The sequence below is a fragment of the Paenibacillus sp. QJM3NY_38 genome, from assembly GCF_056173265.1.
In genome coordinates, this window is record NZ_CM149665.1 from 56129 (window position 1) to 80000 (window position 23872).

At 50.7% G+C, this 23872-nt stretch carries 23 protein-coding genes; all 23 read left to right on the forward strand.

What is annotated here, in order from left to right; translation table 11 throughout:
• Positions 1-105: 105 nt before the first annotated feature.
• The 23 genes from AC0VZ8_RS00270 (at position 106) to AC0VZ8_RS00380 (ending at position 23558) form a co-directional block, all read left to right on the forward strand.
• Positions 106-846, forward strand: a complete 741-nt coding sequence (locus AC0VZ8_RS00270) for a vWA domain-containing protein (protein WP_475485693.1) — start codon at positions 106-108, stop codon at positions 844-846.
• Positions 830-1750, forward strand: a complete 921-nt coding sequence (locus tag AC0VZ8_RS00275; protein WP_475485694.1) for a serine/threonine protein kinase — start codon at positions 830-832, stop codon at positions 1748-1750. The genes AC0VZ8_RS00270 and AC0VZ8_RS00275 overlap by 17 nt, the downstream gene beginning before the upstream one ends.
• A 48-nt stretch (positions 1751-1798) precedes the next feature.
• Positions 1799-3229 (forward strand): tRNA lysidine(34) synthetase TilS, encoded by a 1431-nt coding sequence (gene tilS / locus AC0VZ8_RS00280; RefSeq protein ID WP_475485695.1) that lies wholly within the window; start codon positions 1799-1801, stop codon positions 3227-3229.
• A gap of 68 nt (positions 3230-3297) precedes the next feature.
• Positions 3298-3837, forward strand: coding sequence for a hypoxanthine phosphoribosyltransferase (hpt, locus tag AC0VZ8_RS00285; protein ID WP_071221070.1), 540 nt, complete (start codon positions 3298-3300; stop codon positions 3835-3837).
• A gap of 99 nt (positions 3838-3936) precedes the next feature.
• The gene (gene ftsH, locus AC0VZ8_RS00290) at positions 3937-6018 is read left to right on the forward strand and encodes an ATP-dependent zinc metalloprotease FtsH (protein ID WP_475485696.1); all 2082 of its coding nucleotides are present in this window, start codon (positions 3937-3939) and stop codon (positions 6016-6018) included.
• A gap of 229 nt (positions 6019-6247) precedes the next feature.
• A complete protein-coding gene (gene nadA / locus AC0VZ8_RS00295) occupies positions 6248-7186 on the forward strand; it encodes a quinolinate synthase NadA (protein WP_475485697.1) in 939 nt (312 codons plus the stop codon).
• 38 nt (positions 7187-7224) lie between these two features.
• On the forward strand, positions 7225-8841 hold the full coding sequence (gene nadB, locus AC0VZ8_RS00300; RefSeq protein ID WP_475485698.1) for an L-aspartate oxidase: 1617 nt from the start codon (positions 7225-7227) through the stop codon (positions 8839-8841).
• Positions 8831-9706, forward strand: a complete 876-nt coding sequence (gene nadC / locus AC0VZ8_RS00305; protein WP_475485699.1) for a carboxylating nicotinate-nucleotide diphosphorylase — start codon at positions 8831-8833, stop codon at positions 9704-9706. The genes nadB and nadC overlap by 11 nt, the downstream gene beginning before the upstream one ends.
• Positions 9703-10467: a type III pantothenate kinase gene (locus AC0VZ8_RS00310; RefSeq protein WP_071221065.1), complete on the forward strand. Its 765-nt coding sequence runs from the start codon at positions 9703-9705 to the stop codon at positions 10465-10467. The genes nadC and AC0VZ8_RS00310 overlap by 4 nt, the downstream gene beginning before the upstream one ends.
• 57 nt (positions 10468-10524) lie before the next feature.
• A complete protein-coding gene (gene hslO, locus AC0VZ8_RS00315) occupies positions 10525-11409 on the forward strand; it encodes an Hsp33 family molecular chaperone HslO (protein ID WP_260069304.1) in 885 nt (294 codons plus the stop codon).
• A 20-nt stretch (positions 11410-11429) separates the two neighbouring features.
• Positions 11430-12365: a peptidylprolyl isomerase gene (locus AC0VZ8_RS00320; protein WP_475487622.1), complete on the forward strand. Its 936-nt coding sequence runs from the start codon at positions 11430-11432 to the stop codon at positions 12363-12365.
• A 429-nt stretch (positions 12366-12794) separates the two neighbouring features.
• The gene (cysK, locus tag AC0VZ8_RS00325) at positions 12795-13730 is read left to right on the forward strand and encodes a cysteine synthase A (protein ID WP_113057420.1); all 936 of its coding nucleotides are present in this window, start codon (positions 12795-12797) and stop codon (positions 13728-13730) included.
• A 263-nt stretch (positions 13731-13993) separates the two neighbouring features.
• Entirely contained in the window at positions 13994-15658 is a 1665-nt protein-coding gene (locus AC0VZ8_RS00330; protein WP_475485700.1) for an anthranilate synthase component I family protein, read from the forward strand.
• A 1-nt stretch (position 15659) separates the two neighbouring features.
• The gene (pabA, locus tag AC0VZ8_RS00335; RefSeq protein WP_071221060.1) at positions 15660-16241 is read left to right on the forward strand and encodes an aminodeoxychorismate/anthranilate synthase component II; all 582 of its coding nucleotides are present in this window, start codon (positions 15660-15662) and stop codon (positions 16239-16241) included.
• Positions 16238-17125 carry an aminotransferase class IV gene (locus AC0VZ8_RS00340; protein ID WP_475485701.1) on the forward strand — a complete coding sequence of 296 codons (888 nt, stop codon included), beginning with the start codon at positions 16238-16240 and terminating at the stop codon, positions 17123-17125. The genes pabA and AC0VZ8_RS00340 overlap by 4 nt, the downstream gene beginning before the upstream one ends.
• Positions 17122-17982 (forward strand): dihydropteroate synthase, encoded by an 861-nt coding sequence (folP, locus tag AC0VZ8_RS00345; RefSeq protein WP_475485702.1) that lies wholly within the window; start codon positions 17122-17124, stop codon positions 17980-17982. Before AC0VZ8_RS00340 ends, folP begins: the two co-directional genes overlap by 4 nt.
• A gap of 39 nt (positions 17983-18021) precedes the next feature.
• Positions 18022-18384, forward strand: a complete 363-nt coding sequence (gene folB / locus AC0VZ8_RS00350; RefSeq protein WP_194540316.1) for a dihydroneopterin aldolase — start codon at positions 18022-18024, stop codon at positions 18382-18384.
• Positions 18385-18391: 7 nt separating this feature from the next.
• On the forward strand, positions 18392-18940 hold the full coding sequence (folK, locus tag AC0VZ8_RS00355; RefSeq protein WP_475485703.1) for a 2-amino-4-hydroxy-6-hydroxymethyldihydropteridine diphosphokinase: 549 nt from the start codon (positions 18392-18394) through the stop codon (positions 18938-18940).
• A complete protein-coding gene (locus tag AC0VZ8_RS00360; protein ID WP_071221056.1) occupies positions 18892-19098 on the forward strand; it encodes a helix-turn-helix domain-containing protein in 207 nt (68 codons plus the stop codon). Before folK ends, AC0VZ8_RS00360 begins: the two co-directional genes overlap by 49 nt.
• A gap of 224 nt (positions 19099-19322) precedes the next feature.
• The gene (dusB, locus tag AC0VZ8_RS00365) at positions 19323-20354 is read left to right on the forward strand and encodes a tRNA dihydrouridine synthase DusB (RefSeq protein WP_475485704.1); all 1032 of its coding nucleotides are present in this window, start codon (positions 19323-19325) and stop codon (positions 20352-20354) included.
• A 210-nt stretch (positions 20355-20564) separates the two neighbouring features.
• Positions 20565-21041, forward strand: a complete 477-nt coding sequence (greA, locus tag AC0VZ8_RS00370; protein ID WP_009591919.1) for a transcription elongation factor GreA — start codon at positions 20565-20567, stop codon at positions 21039-21041.
• A gap of 310 nt (positions 21042-21351) precedes the next feature.
• Positions 21352-22863, forward strand: a complete 1512-nt coding sequence (lysS, locus tag AC0VZ8_RS00375; RefSeq protein WP_475485705.1) for a lysine--tRNA ligase — start codon at positions 21352-21354, stop codon at positions 22861-22863.
• A 158-nt stretch (positions 22864-23021) separates the two neighbouring features.
• Positions 23022-23558 carry a hypothetical protein gene (locus AC0VZ8_RS00380; protein ID WP_475485706.1) on the forward strand — a complete coding sequence of 179 codons (537 nt, stop codon included), beginning with the start codon at positions 23022-23024 and terminating at the stop codon, positions 23556-23558.
• The last annotated feature ends 314 nt before the right edge of the window (positions 23559-23872 follow it).

Sequence of the window (23872 nt, forward strand, 5' to 3'; positions counted from 1 at the left end):
ATCTTTTCCGTCGATTCTTCTATGTATCGTTTGAACTCTCTTGAATGTGGAAATGATAGAGACAGAAGTCAAATCGATAGGATGAGACGGAGGCGATCATTTATTATGAAGCAAATTCTACTGATTACGGACGGATGCTCGAACGTGGGGGCCAGTCCGGTTCTGGCCGCAGCCCATGCGCTCCAGGACGGTATTGTCGTGAATGTGGTGGGGGTCCTTGATTACGGAACGATCGGTGAACTAGGGGGATTGGAAATTCAGGAGATAGCCAAAGCGGGAGGGGGTATACACCGGATCGTAGGCACACCGCAGCTGGCGCAGACGATACAGATGATGACTCGGAAAACGGTGGTTCAGACGATCCAACAAGCGGTAAATAAGGAGATACAGCATATTTTGGGGGGCGGGTCGCTGGAGGAGCTTCCGCCGGACAAGCGATCGCAGGTCGTTGAAGTGGTGGATGAGCTGGCTGAGACGTCATCTCTGCAGGTCGCGCTGTTAATCGATGCAAGTGCTAGCATGAAACCCAAGCTGGCTGCCGTTGAGGAAGCGATACGTGATTTAATGCTGAGTTTGAAAGCGCGCGCAGGCTCAAGCGAATTGTCCGTATTCCATTTTCCTGGAAAACACAGCGGCGAGGATATCGTGATGGACGTGAATTGGACCTCGGATCTGGACGGTGCCCGGGGAATGTTCAGCCGCCTGCAGATGAAGGGGGCAACGCCGACGGGACCTGCCTTGTTAAAGGTGATTGAATTTTACCGATATGGTACACTAGAGGTTAATCAATCATGGCAGGGTCATTCCAGCCAAGAGGAAGGGATGCTCGGTGACTACGTTGTCTAACCCGGGTTATCCGCCAGGAACCATAATTAAAGGCAAGTGGCGGAACAGCCGGTACATCGTGGAGCGTATGCTCGGCAAAGGGGCTAACGGCAAGGTGTATCTGGTCCATCGGGCAGGAGTACGCGAGCGTTATGCTCTAAAAGTTGGGTATGACGCTCTGGATCTTCAATCCGAAATTAATGTCCTGAATGCGTTGAAAGAACAGATGCCGAACCCCTACCTTGTAGAGGCGGACGATCATCATGACGGCAGTGGCGAAGTGTCCTTCTATGTCATGCGTTACATTGAAGGGAGTCCGTTGCATCATTTTATTCGCAAACGAGGTGCCGATTGGATCGGATTGATCGGACTGAAGCTGCTCGAGAAGCTGTCCGTTCTGCATGCATCCGGTTATGCATTCGGTGATTTGAAGCCGGATAATGTGATGGTCTCGGCATACGGAAGCGTGGAACTGATCGACTATGGAGGCGTCAGCCCTTTCGGACGCAGCGTCAAGCAGTTTACGGAATGGTATGATCGGGGATACTGGAATGCCGGAAGCCGGACTGGCGACATATCCTATGATTTGTTCTCGTTTGCCGTGATGTGTATCGGCTTGCTGGATGAGAAATCATTACGGGAGGCGTCTTGTCAGCTTCCCCAGACCCGTAGTGTTGCCGATCTGCAGCTGGTGCTGCGAAGAAACCTCGTGTTCAAGCCATACGCTGTGTGGCTGAACAAGGCTTTGTCGGGAGATTTCGCGGATTCACGGGAAGCGTTGAACGAGTGGAGAAAACGAATATATGAAGGTTCGGGCCGGAGTGTGCGTCCTAAACCGGGGCGAACTCCGCGTTGGCTGAAGAACGCGTTTGGTTTGTCATTAGTCATCATGGCTCTTACTGTTTATTTTTTCTTCCGCTCATGAAGCTGAGTTGTTACCTTGTTACTGGGAGTTCATAAAGGGGACCTGGAAGTGAAACAGGATTATTTACGGACATTCGTCAACCATGTCGAGCGTACAGCCGCAGAGTTTGATCTGTGGTCAGAAGGCGATAGCATCGTGGTCGCCGTTTCCGGCGGGCCTGATTCCGTTGCGCTCCTGCACGTATTGCATGAAATTTCTATGCACCGGACGCCGCTCCAATTGATCTGCGCCCATGTGCATCATGGGTTTCGGAAAGAATCAGACCAAGAGGCAGAAATGGTGCGTGAACTGGCGGAGCGGCTCGGACTTCCATTAGAAACGGCGTTTATCGATATTCCTGCTTATATGGAAGAGAGCGGTAAGGGTGGACAGGAGGCAGCAAGAGAGAAGCGTTATGAATTTCTGCTGCAAACAGCCCATAAATACAATGCGCGCTCCGTAGCGCTGGCTCATCATGCTGACGATCAAGCCGAGACGGTGCTCATGCGGCTTCTGCGCGGGAGCGGCCTGTCAGGACTTGCCGGAATAAAATTTAAGCGAACGGAAAAAAAAGTGGAACTTATCCGTCCGTTCCTTCGTATGTACAAGGCGGATATCGTGGAGCTGTGCCGTATATGCGGATTCCAGTATGCGGTCGATAACAGCAATCTGCAGACGAAGTACCGCCGTAATGCGATTCGCCTGGAAGTATTGCCTTTTCTGGAACGATACAATGGGCAGTTCTCCTCCTCACTCAATCAGCTGGCCGAGATTGTCCAGCAGGAGGATGATTTTGTGGAGCTTGAAGCTGCGAAACAATTTCGGAGTATGGTACAGGAGAACGATGGGAGGCTCGCTTTCGACGCGCCTTCCTTTTTGGGCTTACATGTCGCTTTACAACGGCGTTTGATTAAACTAATATTAAATTACCTGCCCTCAGACCAGGAAAACACCGATTTTGTCAAGATTGAAACGGTGCGCCATGGCATTCTTAACGATCAGCGAAGCAACTGGCGTCTGGATCTGGGTGACGGCATTACCTGTGTTCGTGAGTACGGAGTGATCCAGTTTTGGCCTAAGCCTCCGGAAGAACAGGGACAGTACATATACATTCTTGATTCTCCTGATGTTTCGCAGCAGTATGTTAAGGAAATCGGAAAGATGCTGAAATTGTCGTTAAAGACAGGAAGCGAAAGCCGGAGCGGCTCCAGACCATCGGCCTTTGTGGCGGATTTTGATGCGGATGAGCTTAGGTTTCCTTTAACCTTGCGTAACAGACAGCCGGGGGACAAGATGAAGATCATGGGATTAAACGGAAGCAAAAAGGTGAAAGATATTCTCATTGATGAGAAAATCCCACCGTCTGTCCGTGCCCGGATTCCTATTCTTTGTGACGGTTCCGGCAGCATTGTGTGGATTCCAGGTGTACGACGTTCCGTTCACGCCGCTTGCGGGCGGCACACATCACGAGTTCTCCGGATGGAGCTATCGGATGCTTAAGGCAAGTGTAAAACGAAGAATGGCCCGTTTCACGCTTTCATAGTATAAACGTAGGAGGTCCACTTAAGTTGCAGAATGACATTCAGGAAATACTCATCAGTGAAGAAGAGATTCACGCAAAGATTAAGGAACTTGGTTCCAAACTCAGCGCCGAATATGTGGGACGCAATCCACTCGTTATTTGCGTTCTTAAAGGTGCGTTTATTTTTATGGCCGACTTGGTTAAATCCATAACAGTACCTCTTGAGTTGGATTTCATGGCTGTATCCAGCTATGGAGCATCAACCAAATCCTCCGGCGTGGTGAAGATCATTAAAGATCTGGACGCATCCGTTGAAGGCAGGGATGTGCTGATTGTGGAGGATATTATCGACAGCGGTCTTACGCTGAGTCATTTGATTGAGCTTCTGAAGAGCCGCAAGGCAAACTCGGTGTGCGTTGTCACCTTGTTTGACAAGCCGGCACGCCGTACGGTGGATTTACAGGCCGATTATACCGGATTCGTGCTGCCGGATGCTTTTGTTGTCGGATACGGACTTGATTATGCCGAGCATTACCGGAACCTCCCCTACATCGGGATTTTGAAGCCGGAAATCTACAGCAGTTAAACCGCGCCAATGGGCTGCTATCTCAGTTCAGGGCCCTTTGTTGAGATGGCCAGACAGGCTGTGGTAAAATATCTTATGTGTCTTGAGAGGAGGTAGGGGATGAGTCGGTTCATCCGGAATTCTGGTTTTTATTTGATTCTATTTTTAGTCGTGGTGGGCATAGTACAATTCGTCACTAATGGCGGCGAGCAAGCCGATGCCCCTAGTTATAATCAACTGCGGCAGGAAGTCAAAGCTAACAACATAGAGGAAATGACGGTACAATTTGACGGTTACGCTTATCTGGTGACCGGTAAGTATAGGGAGATTTCCGAAGAGAAAAAATCAGAGAATTTCTCAACCTATATTCCTGCCACGGATGCAGCGATGCAAGAGCTGACTGCAGCCAGTGAGAGCAACAATGTCAAACTGTCCGTGGTGCCAATGGAAGGCCAAAGCATTTGGCTGACATTGCTTTCATCCTTTATTCCGCTCATCATTATGTTTGTTCTGTTCTTCTTCCTGTTTAATCAGGCTCAGGGCGGCGGCGGCAAAGTGATGAACTTTGGTAAGAGCAAAGCCCGCTTATATAATGAAGAGAAGAAACGGATTACATTTGAAGATGTAGCCGGAGCAGATGAAGAGAAGCAGGAGCTCGTTGAAGTTGTTGACTTCTTGAAGGATCCGCGTAAGTTCAACACAGTTGGCGCTCGCATTCCGAAGGGCGTTCTGCTTGTCGGCCCTCCGGGAACAGGTAAGACGCTCCTGGCTCGTGCCGTTGCTGGTGAAGCAGGAGTGCCGTTCTTCAGTATTTCCGGTTCCGACTTCGTTGAGATGTTTGTCGGTGTCGGTGCTTCTCGTGTACGTGACTTGTTCGAGAACGCGAAGAAGAATGCACCATGTATCATCTTCATCGATGAGATTGATGCAGTAGGTCGTCAGCGTGGCGCTGGTCTTGGCGGCGGTCATGACGAGCGTGAACAGACACTCAACCAGTTGCTGGTTGAAATGGACGGTTTCGGAGCGAACGAAGGCATTATCATCGTTGCTGCGACCAACCGCCCGGATATTTTGGACCCGGCGCTTCTTCGTCCGGGACGTTTTGACCGTCAGATTACCGTAGATCGCCCGGATGTGAAGGGCCGTGAAGCGGTACTGAAGGTTCATGCACGCAACAAACCATTGACGAAGGATGTTAAACTCGACATCATCGCCAAACGTACAACCGGTTTTACAGGCGCCGATCTGGAGAATCTCCTGAATGAGGCTGCCTTGCTTGCGGCTCGCCGCAACCGTAAAGATATTTCCATGCGAGAAGTGGATGAGGCGATTGACCGCGTTATCGTTGGTACGGAGAAACGCAGCCGCGTGATCAGTGACCGCGAGAAACGCATCGTGGCTTACCATGAAGCAGGTCATACTATTGTGGGTTACTTCCTCGAGCATGCGGATACGGTGCATAAGGTAACGATTATCCCTCGTGGCCGTGCCGGCGGATATGTCATTATGATGCCGAAGGAAGATCGGATGCTCGTGACGAAGCAGGAATTGCTGGATCGCGTAACCGGTTTGCTTGGCGGACGTGTCGCTGAGGAGCTGTTCATCGGTGAAATCGGGACCGGAGCATACAGTGACTTCCAGCAAGCAACAGGCATTATCCGCAGCATGGTTGTGGAATACGGTATGAGTGAGAAGCTCGGACCAATGCAGTTCGGTACATCCCAAGGACAAGTGTTCCTTGGACGTGATATCGGACATGAGCAGAACTATAGTGATGCAATCGCTTATGAGATCGATCAGGAAATGCAGCGATTCATTAATGATTGCTATGAGAAATGTAAAGAGATCCTGAATAAGCATGCTAAAGAGGTTCACCTGATTGCGAACACGCTCCTCGAGATGGAAACGCTGGAGCTTGAGCAAATCAAGAATCTCATTGAGACCGGATCAGCTGAAGGCAACGGCAGTGGCGACGGTGAAGGAGAAGGAGAAGGTTCTTCTGAGAATGGTGAACCGATCATCGACAACATTGGCGACGTGAAGGTTCGCATCCAAGGGAAAGAAGACGGCGAGCAGCCGACTTCCACGGAAGAAATTCCGAACAACCCGATGGATTCGAATGATCCAGGGCCAGAGCGCAAAGATTCGGAGCGCAAGGATCCTCCAGGCGGATCGGACAACGGTAACAGCAGCTTAACGTAATATTTGCTGATAAAACCTCGAATACCGAATAAAATTGAAGAACCGGAGAACGATAATTCGTTTTCCGGTTCTTTTTGTGCTTTCTATCACATTGACAGGGGGCAGAATGAACGTGTACATTAGTTGTTAAATAAGGATGCGAATCCTTTCACAAAGGTGGAAACCATCCTGAAAGTCACATGGTCATCAGCGGCGAACTGCCGGAATATATAAGGGGAGAGGGTCGATCATGGAAGCGTTGGCACTGGAGCGTAAGGCAGAACAGAACCGTGAACTGCGCGAGCGGTTAATGCAATTGAAGAAGGAACGTAACGCAATCATTTTGGCACATTATTATCAACGGGATGAAATACAAGAGGTTGCTGATTTCCGGGGGGATTCCTTCCTGCTCGCGCAGAAGGCAGCACAAACGGATGCCGAGGTTATCGTATTTTGCGGTGTGCATTTTATGGGCGAAAGCGCTAAAATTCTGGCACCGGGCAAGACGGTTCTTATACCGGATGAGCGGGCCGGCTGCCCTATGGCGGACATGGTGAACGTTGACGGACTGCGGAAGCTGAAAGCGCAGCATCCGAAAGCCAAAGTGGTCACGTACATCAATTCATCGGCTGAGATCAAAGCTGAGACGGATATCTGCTGTACTTCATCCAATGCCGTGAAGGTGATTCAGTCGGTGGATTCGGATGAAATTATATGGGTGCCTGACAAAAATCTGGGTCATTATGTTCAGCAGCATACCGACAAGAAGCTCATTATCTGGGAAGGGTATTGCAACACGCATGACATGCTGACGGTGAAGGATGTCGTCGAGATGAAGGCCAAATATCCTCATGCTGAATTTGTGGTGCATCCGGAATGCCGCCCGGAGGTTGTTGAAATGGGGGATTTTGTAGGGAGTACCACCGCCATCCTGGAGTATTGCAAAAATTCATCGGCCAAGGAGTTTATCGTGGGTACTGAGGACGGAACCGGTTATCAGCTTCGACTGGATAGCCCGGATAAATCGTTCCATTTCGCTACGAAATTCCTGGTGTGTCCGAATATGAAAGTGAATAACCTCAAAAAGCTGGTTAAAGCGTTGGAAACGATGAAGCCGCAAATTTATGTGCCGCCGGTCGTTGCAGAGAAAGCCAGAACTTCATTAGAGCGCATGTTACAGGTTAAGTAGCATGCGCTACTCTTTCGTGAAAAGACAGGTGAGGCATCGTGATACCGCAGTATTTAATTGATTTTGAGCTGAACGATCTTCCTGTAGTTGAGACGGACGTCATCGTGATCGGTTCAGGCATTGCGGGTTTATATACGGCGATCATGGCAAGTGCGACTCAGAATGTGCTGCTGATTACGAAGAAATCGCTGCTCGAAAGCAACACGCGTTATGCGCAGGGAGGAATTGCAGCCGTAACAGCTGAGGATGACTCCCCGGCCTATCATCGGCAGGATACCCTCTTGGCAGGGGCGGGCCTATGTTCATCTGCCGCGGTGGATGTCCTTGTAAACGAGGGGCCGGTTGGCGTTCAAGAGTTGATTCGGCTCGGCACGATGTTTGATGTGGAGAATGGCGAGCTCGCGCTGACCCAAGAAGGCGCACACAGTCACCGCCGGATCCTTCATGCCAACGGGGATGCTACCGGATATGAAATTGTGCGTGCCCTTTCCATTCAGGTTGAAATGCTTCACAATATAGAGGTGTGGGACGATCATTTTGTCATTGACCTGGTTACCGAGCAGGGAGTATGTCATGGCGCCTTGGTACAAATGCCGGATGGAAAACGGGTATTCGTTCGTGGACGGGCGACGGTTATGTGTTCCGGCGGCGCCGGTCAATTGTACCGGTATACAACCAATCCGGAGGTTGCCACAGCCGATGGCGTTGCCATGGCTTATCGGGCAGGCGCAGAAATTCGGGATATGGAATTTATACAATTTCACCCGACGGCGCTTAGCTATCCAGGGGCACCCCGATTCCTAATATCAGAGGCGGTTCGGGGTGAAGGCGCTGTTCTTCGGAATATACGAGGGGAACGGTTCATGCCCAGATACCATGATTTACTGGAGCTGGCACCGCGGGATATCGTAGCGCGGGCTATTGTCAGTGAGATGGAAGCAACGGGGTCTACCTTTGTTTATCTGGATATTACCCATGAGTCGCCGGAAATGGTCAGACATCGATTCCCAACGATTTATGAAACCTGCATGCAGTATGGACTCGATTTATCGTCAGATTGGATTCCGGTCTCCCCGGCTGCGCATTATATGATGGGGGGCATCAAAACCAATCTGCACGGCGAGAGCAGCGTGAAACGTTTATTTGCTTGCGGGGAGGTATCGTCTACCGGTGTCCACGGGGCGAACCGTTTGGCCAGCAATTCGCTGTCGGAGGCGATTGTGTATGGTAGTCGTATTGTCGAGCGCATTAAGAGCCTGCCGGAACCTTCAGGCGATCCGCTTCATGTATCATTCCACCTCGGTCGCAAGGACGCTCCGTCCCAAGCGATGGTGGAAAAACGCTTGAAGCTACAGAAGGTGATGGTGCGTTATGCAGGACTTCGGAGAAATCGGGATACTCTATTAAGAGCAGCGGAAGAGCTCGGCCGTCAGCTGCCATTGTTCCAATCCGTGCTCTTCAAGCGTGAGGAGTACGAGTTTGCCAACATGCTCACAGCATCCCTGCTCGTGGTTCAGGGTGCGCTGGGTCGTGAAGAAAGCCGGGGAGCCCACTATCGTGAGGATTTCCCGGAGCGGAATGACAGCGTATGGCAGAAACATATTGTCCATACACGGGATCAAGAAATGACGGAGGAATTAAGCGATGATGTTTAACGGATACAACGATGGCCTTCTCCAGAGTATACGGACTTGGCTGCAGGAGGATATCGGGTCGGGAGACATTACGACCCTCACCACCATTGAGCCTGGTCATGAATCCAAGGGCGTTATTCATGCCAAGGAGGCAGGAATCGTAGCAGGCATGCCGGTTGCAGAGCTGGTATTCGAAACGGTTGATCCGTCGCTGACGTTTACGGCATTGGTCCGTGATGGGGACGAGGTTGAAAAGGGAACGGTTCTCGCCGAAGTGGAAGGAAGCACTCACCGTATTTTGACAGGCGAGCGTCTTGCTTTGAATTTGCTTCAGCGTCTGTCGGGTATTGCAACAAGAACGCGTTCTTTTGTTGATGTGCTTGAGGGGTTGCCAACGAGGCTGGTGGATACCCGCAAAACGACGCCAGGCCACCGAATGCTTGAGAAATATGCTGTTCGGGTTGGCGGCGGCGCGAACCATCGTTTCGGCCTGTACGATGCCGTCATGATTAAGGATAATCACATTAAGGGTGCAGGCGGAATCGTGCAAGCGGTCAGCCGTGCAAGAGCCCATATTCCACATACCATGACTATAGAAGTTGAAACCGAGAGCTTGGCGCAGGTAGAGGAAGCACTGGCTGCAGGCGCAGATATTATTATGCTGGATAACATGAGTCATGACATGATGGCGGAGTCTGTTCGAAGAATCAAGGCCAAGGCCCCTCATGTTCGCGTTGAAGCATCGGGGAACGTGACGCTGGAGACCGTGCGCGGGATTGCCGAAACCGGGGTCGACGTCATATCCGTTGGACGGCTGACTTATTCTTTCCATAGTCTCGATATCAGTTTGGATCTAAATGCGAAGAAAGGAGGGACAGAGAGTTGATTCTGGTTGTGGATGTAGGGAATACCAATATTGTACTGGGTGTGTATCAGGGAAAGAAGCTGCTGCATGATTTTCGAATCAGTACATCGCGTCAGTCCACCGTGGATGAATACGGTGTATTGATTCACAATTTGTTTCAAATGTCCAATATACTGGTAAGCCAAATCGAAGGCGTTATTGTTTCTTCCGTAGTTCCTCCCCTTGTGCGTGTGGTCGAGGAGATGTGCAATAAATATATTGGCAAGGCGCCCTTGATCGTAGGACCAGGCATCAAAACCGGACTTAATCTGCGGTATGAAAACCCGCGCGAGGTTGGCGCTGATCGGATTGTGAATGCAGTAGCAGCCGTCGAGCAGTACGGGGGCCCGCTGATTGTGGTGGATTTCGGTACGGCGACGACGTTTGATTGCATCGATGAGGCAGGCAATTATCTTGGCGGAGTGATTGTGCCTGGTATTGGCATTGCCACGGAGGCTCTTGTACAGCGCGCTTCCAAGCTTCCTCGCGTAGAGCTTGAAAAGCCGAAAAAGGTAATCGGGCGCAATACCGTACATGCCATGCAGGCCGGTATCGTTTTTGGTTATGCGGGACAGGTCGATGGCCTGGTCAAGCGTATAAAAGCCGAGATGGGTACGGACAATGTTAAGGTTATCGCTACGGGGGGACTGGCCGAGCTGATTGCCGGCGAAACGGAGTCCATTGAAGAGATTTCTCCCCTTCTGACTTTGGAAGGCTTGCGTATTATTTATGAGCGTAACTAGAACCGATATAAAACCGTTAGATATTACAAACAACTAGAAAGACAAGGAGGCCTCAAGATGGGTAATCAAAAAGACCGTTTGCTGCGGGGAACTGCATTAAACGGGAAAGTACGGACATTTGCCGTGCGGACAACCGCTTTGGTCGAAGAGCTTCGCCAAAGACATGATACGTTCCCTGTCGTCACAGCCGCTTTGGGCCGCACCGTGTCAGCAGCAGCGATGATGGGAGCTATGCTGAAAGGAGACGAGCGTCTTAGCATTCAAGTGCGCGGCGACGGACCGATCGGTTTGATTGCAGCGGAGAGTAATGCTAACGGCGAGGTGCGCGGATATGTCAAAAATCCGCATGTGGAGCTGACGAATATCCGCCCTGGCAAGATGGATGTGGCCGCTGCTGTAGGTACCACCGGCCATATTGATGTGATCAAGGATTTCGGCTTGAAGGAGCCTTACCGTGGCAGCGTGCCGATTATTTCGGGCGAGCTCGCTGAAGACTTCACATACTATTTTGCCGTATCCGAACAGACCAACTCGGCGGTAAGTCTGGGAGTGCTGGTTTCCCCGGATTATTCCGTGGCGAATGCCGGGGGCTTCATCATCCAGCTTCTCCCCGGGGTTACGGAGGATGAGATTACGGAGCTTGAGCTTGCGCTAAGCAAGATTCCTCCGATCACCGAGATGCTGGAAGAAGGGCTGGAACTGGAAGACATTCTGAAGCGAGTCGTTCCGGATGTAACCATCTTGGAAGAAATGGAAGTGTACTTCAGCTGTGACTGCTCGCATGAGCGGGTGGAGCGCGCTTTGATCAGCTTGGGACAGGTAGAGCTTGAGCAGATGATCGAAGAGGATGGCAAAGCCGAAGTTTCCTGTCATTTTTGCAATGAAAAATATACGTTCGATAAAGAACAGCTGAAATCCGTGCTAGAGCGGGCCAAATCTTAACGTTGGGATGAGCGACCGTGATGACGAGACAAGAGAAGGGATTGTGGGCGACCGTCATTGTCTTGACAGCATGCGTATTGGGTATGGGCGGCTGGATGCTGTTTTCCGGGAATTTTTCGCAAGAGGACTCACCACCGTGGAAAGAGGGCTCCCAACCAGTTGCATCCATCCAGGACAGGGCGATTACCGAAGACGAGTGGGTTGACGAGCTAAAGAAGCGTTATGGCCGCGAAATGCTGATGACCATGCTGAATCGGCACGCCGTGGCCCTGGAATCCAAAGCGAAGGATATTGATGTTACGGCGGCTGAGGTCGATGCAGAAATCGAAGTCATGAGCCGCAGCTATGGTTCTATGGAGCGTTTCTTATCGGAAATGGAAAATCAGCTAGGCATTACGGAGAGTGAATTAAAGACAGAGACGACGTATCGGCTGCTGCTTGAGAAAATTGCGACTTCCGACGTGCACATCGAGGAGCAGCAGATCGATTCGTATCTGGAACAGTATCCTGACCAATTTCGTCCCAAGAAGCAGCTGAATTTATCCATGATCGAAGTCGCTTCGAAAGATGAGGCGGAACGGGTCATGGATCGGCTGGAGGATGGAGAAGCTTTTGCGGATCTCGCAGCCCAGGTATCACTCGATGAGTATACTCGCGAAGACGGCGGGCAGATCGGACTGGTCGAGGAGGATGATCCCTTTTTGCCGCCGGCACTGCTGGATGCAGCTTTAACGCTGGAGCCCGGGGATATTGCGGGGCCCATCTCGCTCACAGACACCTATGCCATTGTTTATGTGAAGGACATTATCGAGCCTCAGGCCCCTAGTGAGGAAAGCGTCCGCGAGGCGGTTCGCAAGCAGCTGGCTCTGGAGCAGGCGGTGTCTTTATCCGAACTGGAGCGTCAGCTTCGTGAGAAATACGAGGCACGGATTAGTGCTGGTACGGTCACGTTGTAAAAAGAGGAAGAACAGGGAAAGCTCGCTGTGGCGGAGTAAGATGTGGCCGCAGGAGCTTTTTTTGCGTTAGAGGGTGCAAAAGGTTACCTTCGTTGAAGGATGATAGCTTTTAGAGCGCATGCATGCCTAGGAGGCGAGTCCCTCGTTTTCTCGTTCGGGAGGCGCAGGAAAATCCACCTAGAAATGTTGATTTTCGAGGTGTGGGATATTGACAATGACTCGTAACGTTGTTAAGATGAAGGTATAAAAACCTACCTTTTTACTCGGATATCAGAGACCTCAATAATCAAGAATTTGAGTCTATAAGCTGGCTCCGCTTTTCTTTCAACATCCAGACACTACAAATTTAATGATTCAACATTGAATGTATAACACCATTATGGACTTACTAGTTTATCTAAGATTCATATTTAGAGGAGGGCTTCATTCATGGCAAAAGTCGTAAATAATGTGACAGAATTAATCGGTGGAACTCCACTCGTCCGTTTGAACCGGATCGTACCGGAGGATAGCGCAGAGATCTATCTGAAGCTGGAATACCAGAACCCGGGCGCAAGCGTTAAAGACCGGATCGCGATCAGCATTGTGGAAGAAGCGGAGAAGGACGGACGTTTGAAGCCGGGCGATACCATTATTGAAGCAACCAGCGGTAATACCGGTATTGGTTTAGCTATGGTGGCAGCTGCCAAAGGCTACAAAGCCGTTATCGTTATGCCTGAAACCATGAGCTTGGAGCGCCGCAACCTGCTGCGTGCCTATGGCGCGGAATTGGTACTGACACCGGGATCGGAAGGAATGAACGGTGCGGTTAAGAAAGCAGAGGAAATTTTGAAGGAAAATGCCGGATTCTTTATGGCCGAGCAATTCAAGAACCAAGCCAACGTGAAGATTCACCGTGAAACAACAGGTCCGGAAATCGTTGAAGCGATCGAATCCATCGGTGGTTCCCTGGATGCGTTCGTCGCTGGGATCGGAACAGGCGGAACGATTACAGGTGCTGGCGAAGTGCTGAAGGAGCAGTTCCCTGACATCAAGGTTATCGCGGTTGAGCCAGCTGCATCGCCAATCCTTGCCGGAGGCAAACCGGGCCCTCACAAAATCCAGGGCATCGGCGCAAACTTCATTCCTGAAATTTTGAACCAAGAAGTCTACGATGAAATCATTCATGTTGAGAATGACGATGCCTTTGAAACTTCCCGCCGCGTGGCGAAGGAAGAAGGCGTTCTTGGAGGTATTTCCTCCGGTGCGGCTGTATATGCGGCATTGAAGATTGCCAAAGAGCTTGGTAAAGGCAAGCGGGTAGTAGCCGTGATCCCAAGTAACGGAGAACGTTACCTGAGCACGCCGCTTTACAACTTCGAGTAAGATGATATCGTAATATGCACCTATCTCCTTACCTCATCTGGTTGGGGTAACAGGTGGCAAGGAAGGAGCTCTCAATGTGTTTTTATAGCATTGAGGGCTTTTTGCGTATACTACTCCCTAAGATAACGCTTTATTAGAATCCGCCTGATGACCGCTCCAAAAATTATTGTTGGACGAGCTTCTATTTAGGGTTTTCAAGAGAAGCGGGATACAGTATACTGACAGGCAACAGTAAGGCTTTTGATGACTAAGGGAGGATCGGCATGGAGAGAAGAGTGGAGCTGGCCCAGTGGCAGGCATGGGCTGAAGAGGGCTGGTCCGTCGTTCCCTATCTGGTTCAATATAAAGGAGCAACAAGAGGGTTACCCCTGTCATGGAGACATGCATGGAAAGCCGCATCACCATATGCCTTTGTGCTGGAGAGCGGTAAGGGCGGACGCCAGACGTATCTTGGATTGCGGCCGGTGTCCATTCTGCAGGGGAAGGGATGCCATGGTGAGATCATCGAGCTGTCTGACGGTCTGCGAACGCAGGTAACGGGAGAGCCGCTGCACCTGTTAGAGCAGTGGATGAACAAATGGAAGGCGCCCCGTGTAACGGGGTGGCCGGACTTCCGCGGAGGCTGCGCCGGATTCCTGAGTTATGATGTGATTCGGTCGATTGAGAAATTGCCCACGATGGCCAAGGATGAGCCGGGGTTCCTGGATTATATGTGGATGCGTATGGAAGAGATTTGGATCTATGATCATACAGATGACAGCATCTACTGTTCGGTGCATGTCCCTCTGCCTTGGGCATTCGGGACCGGAGAAGTTTCGAAAGAAAAGAAAGCGCCCGGTGCTTCTGGTGATGAATCCAGTGGTTCGGTGCTTTCAACCGACCAAGAGAAGTTATTGCAGGAGTTATATGATCAGGCTGTCATAAGGGCTGAATCGATGCTGTCCCAATGGAATCAAATGTTCGGAACGGGCTCAGGGAACGACTCGAGTTCCGAAGATGAGCGCGTGCGGCAGGAACGATGGAAGAAAGCGCAGGAGCTGTCGGGGCCGAATGTCGAAATCTGGGATCGGCTGGAGATTGATTTTACGCAGGAAGCGTTCGAGCAGGCGGTGCTCTCGATTCAAGAATATATTCGGCAGGGCGACGTATTTCAAGTCAATTTGTCTCTTCGCCGGCACTTGCAGCTGCATGCGAACCCTGCCGATATTTATGAGTGGCTGCGCATCCTGAATCCGTCACCATATATGGGGTATATCTCTTCACCGGGCTTCAGCTTGGCCAGTGGCTCGCCGGAATTGCTGGTGAAGCTGGATGGCGATGTCGTGTCTGCACGGCCGATCGCGGGAACGCGGCGCCGTGGAAGCAGTCCGGAAGAGGACGAGGCAATGGAAGCGGAGCTGCTTGGCAGCGAGAAAGAACGGGCGGAGCATATTATGCTGGTCGATCTGGAGCGTAATGACATTGGCCGCATTGCCGCATACGGGACCGTGCATGTTCCGGAGCTGATGACGGTTGAGAGGTACTCGCACGTGATGCATCTGGTGTCGCAAGTGGAAGGGCGGATTGCAGAGGGCAACGATGCGTATGATGTCGTTGCGGCAGCGTTCCCCGGCGGCACCATTACAGGCGCACCCAAAATCCGGACGATGGAGATCATCGAGGAGCTGGAGCCTGTGACGCGAGGGCCCTATACCGGCTCCATGGGCTGGATCGATTATAATGGTGATATGGAGCTTAACATTATTATTCGGACCCTCGCCGTGAAGGATGGGGTTGGTTACATTCAGACGGGTGCAGGGATTGTTATTGACTCCGATCCGTACCGGGAATACAGGGAGTGTCATAACAAAGCAAAGGCTTTGATTGCCGCACTGATATGCAGTGAAGAGGAAGCGGCAGCAGTGGCTGCGAATATAGGGGGGAAATAGCATGATACTTGTCATCGACAATTATGATTCGTTTACGTATAACCTGGTTCAATATTTGGGTGAGCTCGGCGAGGAAGTGAAGGTTTACCGGAATGATGAGATCGACATCGCCGGCATCGAGGCGTTGGCTCCGGACCATATCCTGATATCGCCGGGACCGTGCACGCCGAATGAAGCAGGCGTCAGTCTGGATGTGATTTCGCATTTCAAGGGTGTCATTCCGATCTTCGGCGTCTGCCTCGGCCATCAGGCGATCGGGCAAGCCTTTGGCGGCAACGTGATTCGTGCGGAGCGCCTCATGCATGGGAAAACATCTGCGATCCAACATACGGGTGGCTCGGTCTTCGAAGGCTTGCCAGTTCCGTTCACCGCAACGCGCTATCACTCGCTGATCGTTGAGAAGGAGACTTTGCCGGATGAGCTGGAGATTACCGCATGGACCGAGGAGGGCGAAATCATGGGACTGCGGCATAAACAATATCCCGTAGAAGGGGTGCAGTTTCATCCGGAGTCCATCATTACGGACCATGGCCATCAGATGCTGCGCAATTTCCTGAAGCGTACGGCCGGCGCCAAAGCATGAAATATATTGGCATGAACGGCGGCATCGTTGAAGCTGCCGAGGCTGTCATACCTGTAATGGATCACGGCCTTCTGTACGGAATGGGGTTATTCGAGACCTTCCGCACTTATGAGGGGAAGCCTTTTTTAATAGAGCGGCACTTGAACCGGCTCATGGACAGCTGCAGGGAGCTCGGGATCGTTCACAGGACGGATGCTGAGAGGATCAACCGCTGGATAACGGAACTGATGGAGGCCAATGGTCTTCAGGATGCTTATATCCGGTATACCGTAACGGCAGGAGAGGGATTGCTCGGTTTGCCTGCTGGCGATTATTTGAAGCCTTCCGAGATTTTATTCGCCAAAGAGCTGCCGGCCGCAAACGAAATGCTCTACGAGAAAGGCAGAGCCTTGCGGAGATTGTCCCTTCCGCGTAACACACCGGAATCATCGGTTCGGTTTAAATCTCTGCATTATATGAACAATATTCTCGCAAAGCGGGAAGTGGCCGGATACCCCGGCCACTCGAATGGTTCAATAGAGGGGCTGATGCTAACGGCGGCCGGGGAAGTGGCAGAGAGCATTGTCAGCAATGTCTTTTTTGTCAAATCGGGTCGATTATATACGCCTGACGTTGGCACGGGCATTTTGCCAGGGATTACCCGGGCTGTGGTGCTGGAGTTGGCTGCCGATCTTGGTATTGAAGCCGAAGAAGGCCGATACAGTTGGGAGTTCTTTACCGGAGCGGATGAAATATTTACGACAGGCTCTGTGCAGGAGATTGTTCCGGTCACGACGTTGATTGGAGCTGAAGGCGAGCCTCTAGTTATTGGACAAGGATTGGCCGGTCCGATAACCCGTACATTACTGAGCGCATATAGAAGGAAAGCAGGGCAAAAGGCATGAAAACAACGATTTACGAACGTGAATTTCATCTGAGCAAGGATGCTGTGTTAAAGCTCGGTCAGTCCACGCTCATTATGGGTATATTGAATGTGACCCCGGATTCCTTCTCGGACGGAGGTCGATACAACGATACGGAGCGGGCGGTCGAGCACGCGCTTCAGCTGGTGGAAGAGGGAGCCGACATCATCGATATCGGCGGAGAATCGACGCGTCCGGGCCACGAGCCGGTTGAAGCCGCAGAGGAGCTTGCCCGGGTAATCCCGGTTATAGAAGCCATTCACCGGCACGCGCCGCATATTCCATTGTCGATTGACACGTATAAAGCGGAAGTTGCGCGTCAGGCTATTGGAGCGGGTGCTCATATCATTAATGATATTTGGGGCTTTAAAGACGACGCGGATATGCCCAAGGCAGCCGCAGAGCTCGGATGTCCCGTGATCCTGATGCACAATCGCCGCGATCGAAATTACACCAATCTTATCGAGGACGTAAAGCGTGATTTGCTGGAGAGTGTCGAGATTGCGCGGGCTGCAGGCGTGCAGGATCATCATATTTTGCTTGATCCGGGTATCGGGTTTGCCAAGGACTATGATGAGAACATGAAAGTGATGGCATCCCTCGATCAGCTCGTGGGGCTTGGGTTTCCGGTGCTGCTGGCTACCTCCCGCAAACGGTTTATCCAGACCGCGCTTGGCGCTCCGGCACAGGATGTGCTGGAAGGAACGGCTGCCACGGTGGCTTACGGGATTGCCCAAGGCTGCCAGATCGTTCGTGTGCATGACGTGCTGCATATGAAACGGACAGCGAAGATGTGTGATGCCATGACCTACGCTTCGACGGAGCTTAGACGCATATAATTTTTCCTTGGGACAAAGGATGGAAGGACGGAGTACGAGATGGATAAAATGATACTGAGCCGCATGGAATACTACGGCTACCATGGTGTGTTTGAGGAAGAGCGTAAGCTGGGACAACGATTCTATGTGGATCTGGAGCTGGAGATGGATCTGAGCAAAGCCGCCAGGACGGACGATCTGACGCTCACGGTAAATTATGCCGAGATTCATGATCTTTTGCTGGATATTATGCGGACGGAGTCGTTCCGCCTGATTGAAGCTTTAGCGGAGCATATTGCATCTAAGGTATTGGACACTTATACTATTATCGATGCTTTAACGGTCCGATTGACGAAGCCGCACCCGCCTTTTGACATTCATTTTGAAGGTGTGACCATTGAGCTGCACCGGACCAGGAAGTGAGACAATCATGAATTCACACGCCACCTCTGAGTGTTCAGAGGCTTATATTGCTTTAGGGGCCAATTTGGGTGACCGCGAGGATAACCTGATGGAGGCTTTGGAACGGCTTCATGAAGTACCCGGCATTATGGTAGAGCGCGTATCCAACTTGTATGAGACCGAGCCGGTCGGATACGTGGACCAACCGATGTTTCTCAATATGGCAGCAGCCGTGTTGACATCGCTGAGTCCTCATGAACTGCTTGCCGAAATGCAGCGAATTGAAAAGCAGCTCGGCCGGGTCCGTCATATTCATTGGGGGCCGCGGACGGTGGACTTGGACCTGCTATGGATGGAAGGGCGCCGTCTGGATACGCCGGACCTTGTACTGCCGCATCCCCGTATGCAGGAGCGGGCTTTTGTGCTCAGACCGCTGGCCGATATCGTATATGAGTTCGAACCTTCAGGTCTGTACAATATGGTGAAGACAGCACTTGAGAACCTGGAAGGAAAGGAAGGAATACAGCTTTGGAAAACAAGCAACTGGCGCAGCGTATCCGCGCTTTCCGAAAATTGAAGGGTTTGACCCAGCAAGAGCTCGCTGAGCGAACCGGTATTTCACTAGCCGTCCTTGGTGCGATTGAGCGGGGGAACCGCCGTGCCGAGGAGCAAATGTTGGCTCAGATTGCGGATGTGCTGGAGATTTCATTGCAGGAGCTTAAGGAACGGAGCTAGATCATCTAAATAGGAAGCCGGTGCAGGTTTGTTTTTCATCAAACTCTGCCATTCATATAGGATGATGTTTCTGGATGCAATCTACAAGAACATGTAATTTTTGCGGACTGGACGATAACGCGATGAATGAGTATGATGGTTTGGTTTGAAACTCTGGGATCCCTTGCACGATAACCGGGATCTTTCGACTATAAATATCTGAACACAAAGGGGTGACACATAAAATGGATAATTTGAAAATCGGAAACATCGAGATGAAAAATCAAGTGGTTCTGGCGCCGATGGCTGGCGTATGCAACCCGGCGTTCCGATTGATTGCTAAGGAATTCGGCACCGGATTGGTTTGCGCCGAAATGGTGAGCGGCAAGGCCATTGTTCACGGAAACAAGCGCACCCAGGAGATGTTGTTTGTCGACGAGCGGGAGAAGCCGCTGAGCCTGCAAATTTTTGGTGGTGACCGCGAATCTTTGGTGCAAGCGGCCAAAGTGGTCGATCAGCAAACCAATGCCGACATCATCGACATTAACATGGGCTGCCCTGCACCGAAGGTAACCAAGATGGATGCGGGTGCACGCTGGCTTCTGGATTCGAACAAAATCTATGAGATGGTGGCGGCGGTTGTCGATGCCGTGAACAAACCGGTCACGGTGAAGATGCGTACAGGCTGGGATAGTGATCACATCTATGCTGTCGAAAATGCACAGGCTGTCGAACGCGCGGGCGGTCAGGCGGTCAGCGTTCACGGACGTACGCGCGAGCAGCTCTACACCGGATACGCGGATTGGGACATCATTCGCCAAGTGAAAGAAGCCGTCTCCATTCCGGTTATCGGTAACGGCGATGTGGTGACACCGGAGGATGCTCGCCGGATGTTGGATACGACAGGATGCGATGGCGTCATGATCGGCCGCGGGGCGCTGGGCAACCCATGGATGCTGTATCGGACCGTGGAATATCTGAAGACAGGCAAGCTGCTGCCGGATCCGGCTCCGCAGGAGAAAATTCGAATTGCCATTCTGCATATGGACCGTCTGATTGCTCTGCGCGGCGAAGCGGTAGCGGTACGGGAAATGCGTAAGCATCTTGCGTGGTATCTGAAAGGTCTGAAAGGCTCCGCCCGCATTAAAGATATCATTATGGAAGAAACGAAGCGCGACGAAATGGTGAACCTTCTGAACAACTTTGTGAACAATCTGGAGGACCAAGAAGAATCGACAAAAAGTGTATATCCTCAAGCCGTTGCGGCGATGGGATAATTAGGGGTGCAGGCTGTTAACGGGTGCGTGTATGCGACATTCGTGACAGCCTTTGCGCGCATTGACTTTTTGAAATGGTTCCCATATAATCTTTCAGTATAAATTCAAGAAATTGAGCAGGCATCAGAGGGAAGTTCTGATCCCCAAGAATTCGCATATAGTATGTTGATACCGTGGTTTAAATTATTTACATGACAGGAGAATCGGTTAATGAGCGATAAAGAAGTCATTCTTACCCAGGACGGTCTGAAGAAACTGGAGGACGAACTTGAGAATCTGAAGTCTGTAAAACGCCGTGAAGTGGCTGAGCGGATTAAAGTTGCCATCGGTTATGGTGATATTAGTGAAAACTCCGAATATGAAGACGCCAAGAACGAGCAAGCCTTTATCGAAGGCCGGATTATAACGCTGGAGAAAATGCTCCGTAATGCGCGCATCATCAACAACGATGATATCAATACGGATGTAGTCGGCGTGGGCAACACGGTGATCGTGGAGGATTTGGAATTCGGCGACACAATGGAATATACCATTGTCGGTACGGCTGAATCGGATCCGCTTAACAACAAGATCTCTAACGAGAGTCCTGTCGGCAAAGCGATTATTGGCAAGCAAAAAGGTTCGGTTGTAGATGTTAACGTTCCTGCGGGCGTTATTCAATATAAAATTGTAGACATTAAGAAGTAAGTCGGAATGTGTATAGAAAGCTTCCTTCGGGGGGCTTTTTTAACATATTAGAATTTATAATTTTTTTGGGGTCCCCGCAAAGTATTTGGAATAAGCATCGTAGCATAGGCTCCACTTTGTGGGGTTATTTTGAATAGGCAAGCTGTGTTGAGGGCTTAATGGGTTAGTGGCATGTCTTGAAATGGCTGCCCTACCGTTAAGTCCTAGCCGAATGTGTACAAGTTGTTTAAGGGCTGTCCGGATGTTATAGGTGGCGGCGTTTGTGCTGTTGGGGATTACGATGGAAGTGAAATGAAGGAGATGATTGACGATGACGGAAGAAATGAATAACCAGGAACAAGAACAGGAGTTAAGTGAGCTTTTGCAAATCCGCCGCAACAAATTGGACGAGCTTCGGAAGCTGGGCATCGATCCGTTTGGCGGAAAATATGAAAGAGAACATCACGCAGGTGATATTCTGAAGCAGTATGACGAGCTCTCCAAGGAAGAACTTGAAGAGAAGCAGGTGGAAGTGAACCTGGCCGGCCGGATTATGGCTAAGCGCGGCATGGGCAAGGCTTCTTTTGCTCATATTCAGGATCTGAGCGGCCGAATTCAGATTTATGTTCGCCAGGATTCGATTGCAGAAGCGCAATATGAAGCATTCAGCATCCTTGATCTGGGTGACATCATCGGGGTAAAAGGGGTCTTGTTCAAGACCAAAACCGGTGAAACCACCATTAAGGTAAAGGAGCTGGAGGTTCTTTCGAAGTCGTTGTATCCGCTCCCTGAGAAATTCCATGGTTTGAAGGATGTGGAACTCCGTTACCGTCAGCGTTATGTCGACCTGATTATTAACCCAGAAGTGCAGAAGACCTTCATTGCCCGTTCCCGTATTATCCAATCGATGCGTCGTTACCTGGATTCACAAGGGTATCTTGAAGTGGAGACCCCGACTTTGCATTCGATCGCTGGTGGTGCGGCGGCACGCCCGTTCATTACGCATCATAATGCGCTGGATATGGAGCTGTATATGCGAATCGCGATTGAGCTTCACCTGAAGCGTCTGATCGTGGGCGGTCTGGAAAAAGTGTACGAGATTGGCCGCGTGTACCGGAATGAAGGGATCTCTACCCGTCATAATCCGGAGTTCACCATGATTGAGCTCTATGAAGCTTATGCGGACTATAAGGATATTATGGCATTGACCGAGAATATGATCGCACATATTGCCCAAGAGGTGCTGGGTACACAAGTGATTTCCTATCAAGGGCACGAAGTAGATCTGACGCCACAATGGCGTCGTGTATCCATGGTGGATGCGGTAAAAGAAGTTGTAGGTGTAGACTTCAGTGTGCAAATGTCTAATGAGGAAGCGCATCGCCTTGCAAAAGAACATAAAGTTCCGGTAGAGCCGCATATGACATTCGGCCACATCTTGAATGCATTCTTTGAGCAGTTCGTTGAAGAGACGCTGATTCAGCCGACGTTCGTAACCGGCCATCCGGTTGAGATTTCGCCGCTTGCGAAGAAGAACGACGTGGATCCGCGGTTCACGGATCGCTTTGAGCTGTTTATCGTGGCGCGTGAGCACGCGAACGCCTTCTCGGAGCTCAATGACCCAATCGACCAGCGTCAGCGTTTTGAAGCGCAGATGAAGGAAAAAGAACAGGGCAATGATGAAGCGCACGAGATGGATGAGGATTTCTTGCGTGCACTGGAGTACGGTATGCCGCCAACAGGCGGGCTTGGTATCGGGATCGATCGTTTGATCATGCTTCTTACGAATTCCCCGTCCATTCGTGATGTCTTGCTGTTCCCGCATATGCGTAATAAGGAATAGAATTTGCTCCATTCATCGATGGTTGAAGAGGCAGTTGACTATAGATTTCTATAGTCGGCTGCCTTTTTTTGTTTGGACTTCTCGATTGTACTTGTTCAGAGAAGGAAGCTGTGTTAAATTTATTTGGTACAATTGTATTAAAAAAGGAGGTTGGCGGAATGATTGGGGCTTTTATTATTGGATGTGAGATTTTATTCTGGGTATTTGTTCTAGCCGGATTAAGCGCAAGATATCTGCTCGGGCTGAAAAGAACGGGCGGAATACTGCTGCTGTGTACGCCGGTCATCGACTTATTGTTGATAGCCGTAACCATTATAGATCTGCGTGGCGGGGCGGAAGCCGGATTCATGCATGGGCTGGCGGCTGTATATATCGGGGTGACGATTGCTTTTGGGCATCGGATGATCCAATGGGCGGACGCCCGGTTTGCTCACCGATTTGCAGGTGGCAAGAAACCGGAGCCTGCCCCGAAATATGGATCGGCTCGCGCGAAGCGTGAGCGTCAGGGTTGGTATCGCCATGTGTTGGCGTGGATGATAGGAGTTATGCTGCTTGGCGTTATGATTCTTGTGGTTGGGGAGCCAGCGCGAACAGAGCAGCTAAAGGCTATGGCCTTGCAATGGGCGGTGATCTTGGGAATTGACTTCATATATAGCTTCAGTTATACCTTCTGGCCTAAGAAGCAGGCGGGGTAAGTTGAGATAATGAATCTCTAGTATATAGTAAGTAAGTGAATGTATTATTTTACCTTAATATTAATTTACTCAAAAAGGTTGCATATCGGCGAATGCCATGGTATATTATATTTCCGGCCAAGAAATACGGTCGAAACAAACGCTTGGGACAACAAGCCAAAATGAATTTGAAAAATTAAATTCAAAAAAAGCTTGCAATGATCGAGCGGATGTGATAAGATATAAGAGTTGCTAACGAGATAAACTGTTGGCGACAAACGTAGAAGTTGATCTTTGAAAACTGAACAACGAGTGAGTAAAACGAACCACTTTGG

Bases quoted from the DNA above. Each gene is read 5' to 3' on its own strand.
- pabA (WP_071221060.1), top strand. From the start codon at position 15,660: ATGATACTTGTCATCGACAATTATGATTCGTTTACGTATAACCTGGTT.
- AC0VZ8_RS00320 (WP_475487622.1), top strand. From the start codon at position 11,430: ATGACGAGACAAGAGAAGGGATTGTGGGCGACCGTCATTGTCTTGACA.
- cysK (WP_113057420.1), top strand. From the start codon at position 12,795: ATGGCAAAAGTCGTAAATAATGTGACAGAATTAATCGGTGGAACTCCA.
- AC0VZ8_RS00330 (WP_475485700.1), top strand. From the start codon at position 13,994: ATGGAGAGAAGAGTGGAGCTGGCCCAGTGGCAGGCATGGGCTGAAGAG.
- AC0VZ8_RS00380 (WP_475485706.1), top strand. From the start codon at position 23,022: ATGATTGGGGCTTTTATTATTGGATGTGAGATTTTATTCTGGGTATTT.
- lysS (WP_475485705.1), top strand. From the start codon at position 21,352: ATGACGGAAGAAATGAATAACCAGGAACAAGAACAGGAGTTAAGTGAG.
- nadC (WP_475485699.1), top strand. From the start codon at position 8,831: ATGATGTTTAACGGATACAACGATGGCCTTCTCCAGAGTATACGGACT.
- dusB (WP_475485704.1), top strand. From the start codon at position 19,323: ATGGATAATTTGAAAATCGGAAACATCGAGATGAAAAATCAAGTGGTT.
- AC0VZ8_RS00270 (WP_475485693.1), top strand. From the start codon at position 106: ATGAAGCAAATTCTACTGATTACGGACGGATGCTCGAACGTGGGGGCC.
- hslO (WP_260069304.1), top strand. From the start codon at position 10,525: ATGGGTAATCAAAAAGACCGTTTGCTGCGGGGAACTGCATTAAACGGG.
- AC0VZ8_RS00340 (WP_475485701.1), top strand. From the start codon at position 16,238: ATGAAATATATTGGCATGAACGGCGGCATCGTTGAAGCTGCCGAGGCT.
- folP (WP_475485702.1), top strand. From the start codon at position 17,122: ATGAAAACAACGATTTACGAACGTGAATTTCATCTGAGCAAGGATGCT.
- folB (WP_194540316.1), top strand. From the start codon at position 18,022: ATGGATAAAATGATACTGAGCCGCATGGAATACTACGGCTACCATGGT.
- folK (WP_475485703.1), top strand. From the start codon at position 18,392: ATGAATTCACACGCCACCTCTGAGTGTTCAGAGGCTTATATTGCTTTA.
- ftsH (WP_475485696.1), top strand. From the start codon at position 3,937: ATGAGTCGGTTCATCCGGAATTCTGGTTTTTATTTGATTCTATTTTTA.
- nadA (WP_475485697.1), top strand. From the start codon at position 6,248: ATGGAAGCGTTGGCACTGGAGCGTAAGGCAGAACAGAACCGTGAACTG.
- greA (WP_009591919.1), top strand. From the start codon at position 20,565: ATGAGCGATAAAGAAGTCATTCTTACCCAGGACGGTCTGAAGAAACTG.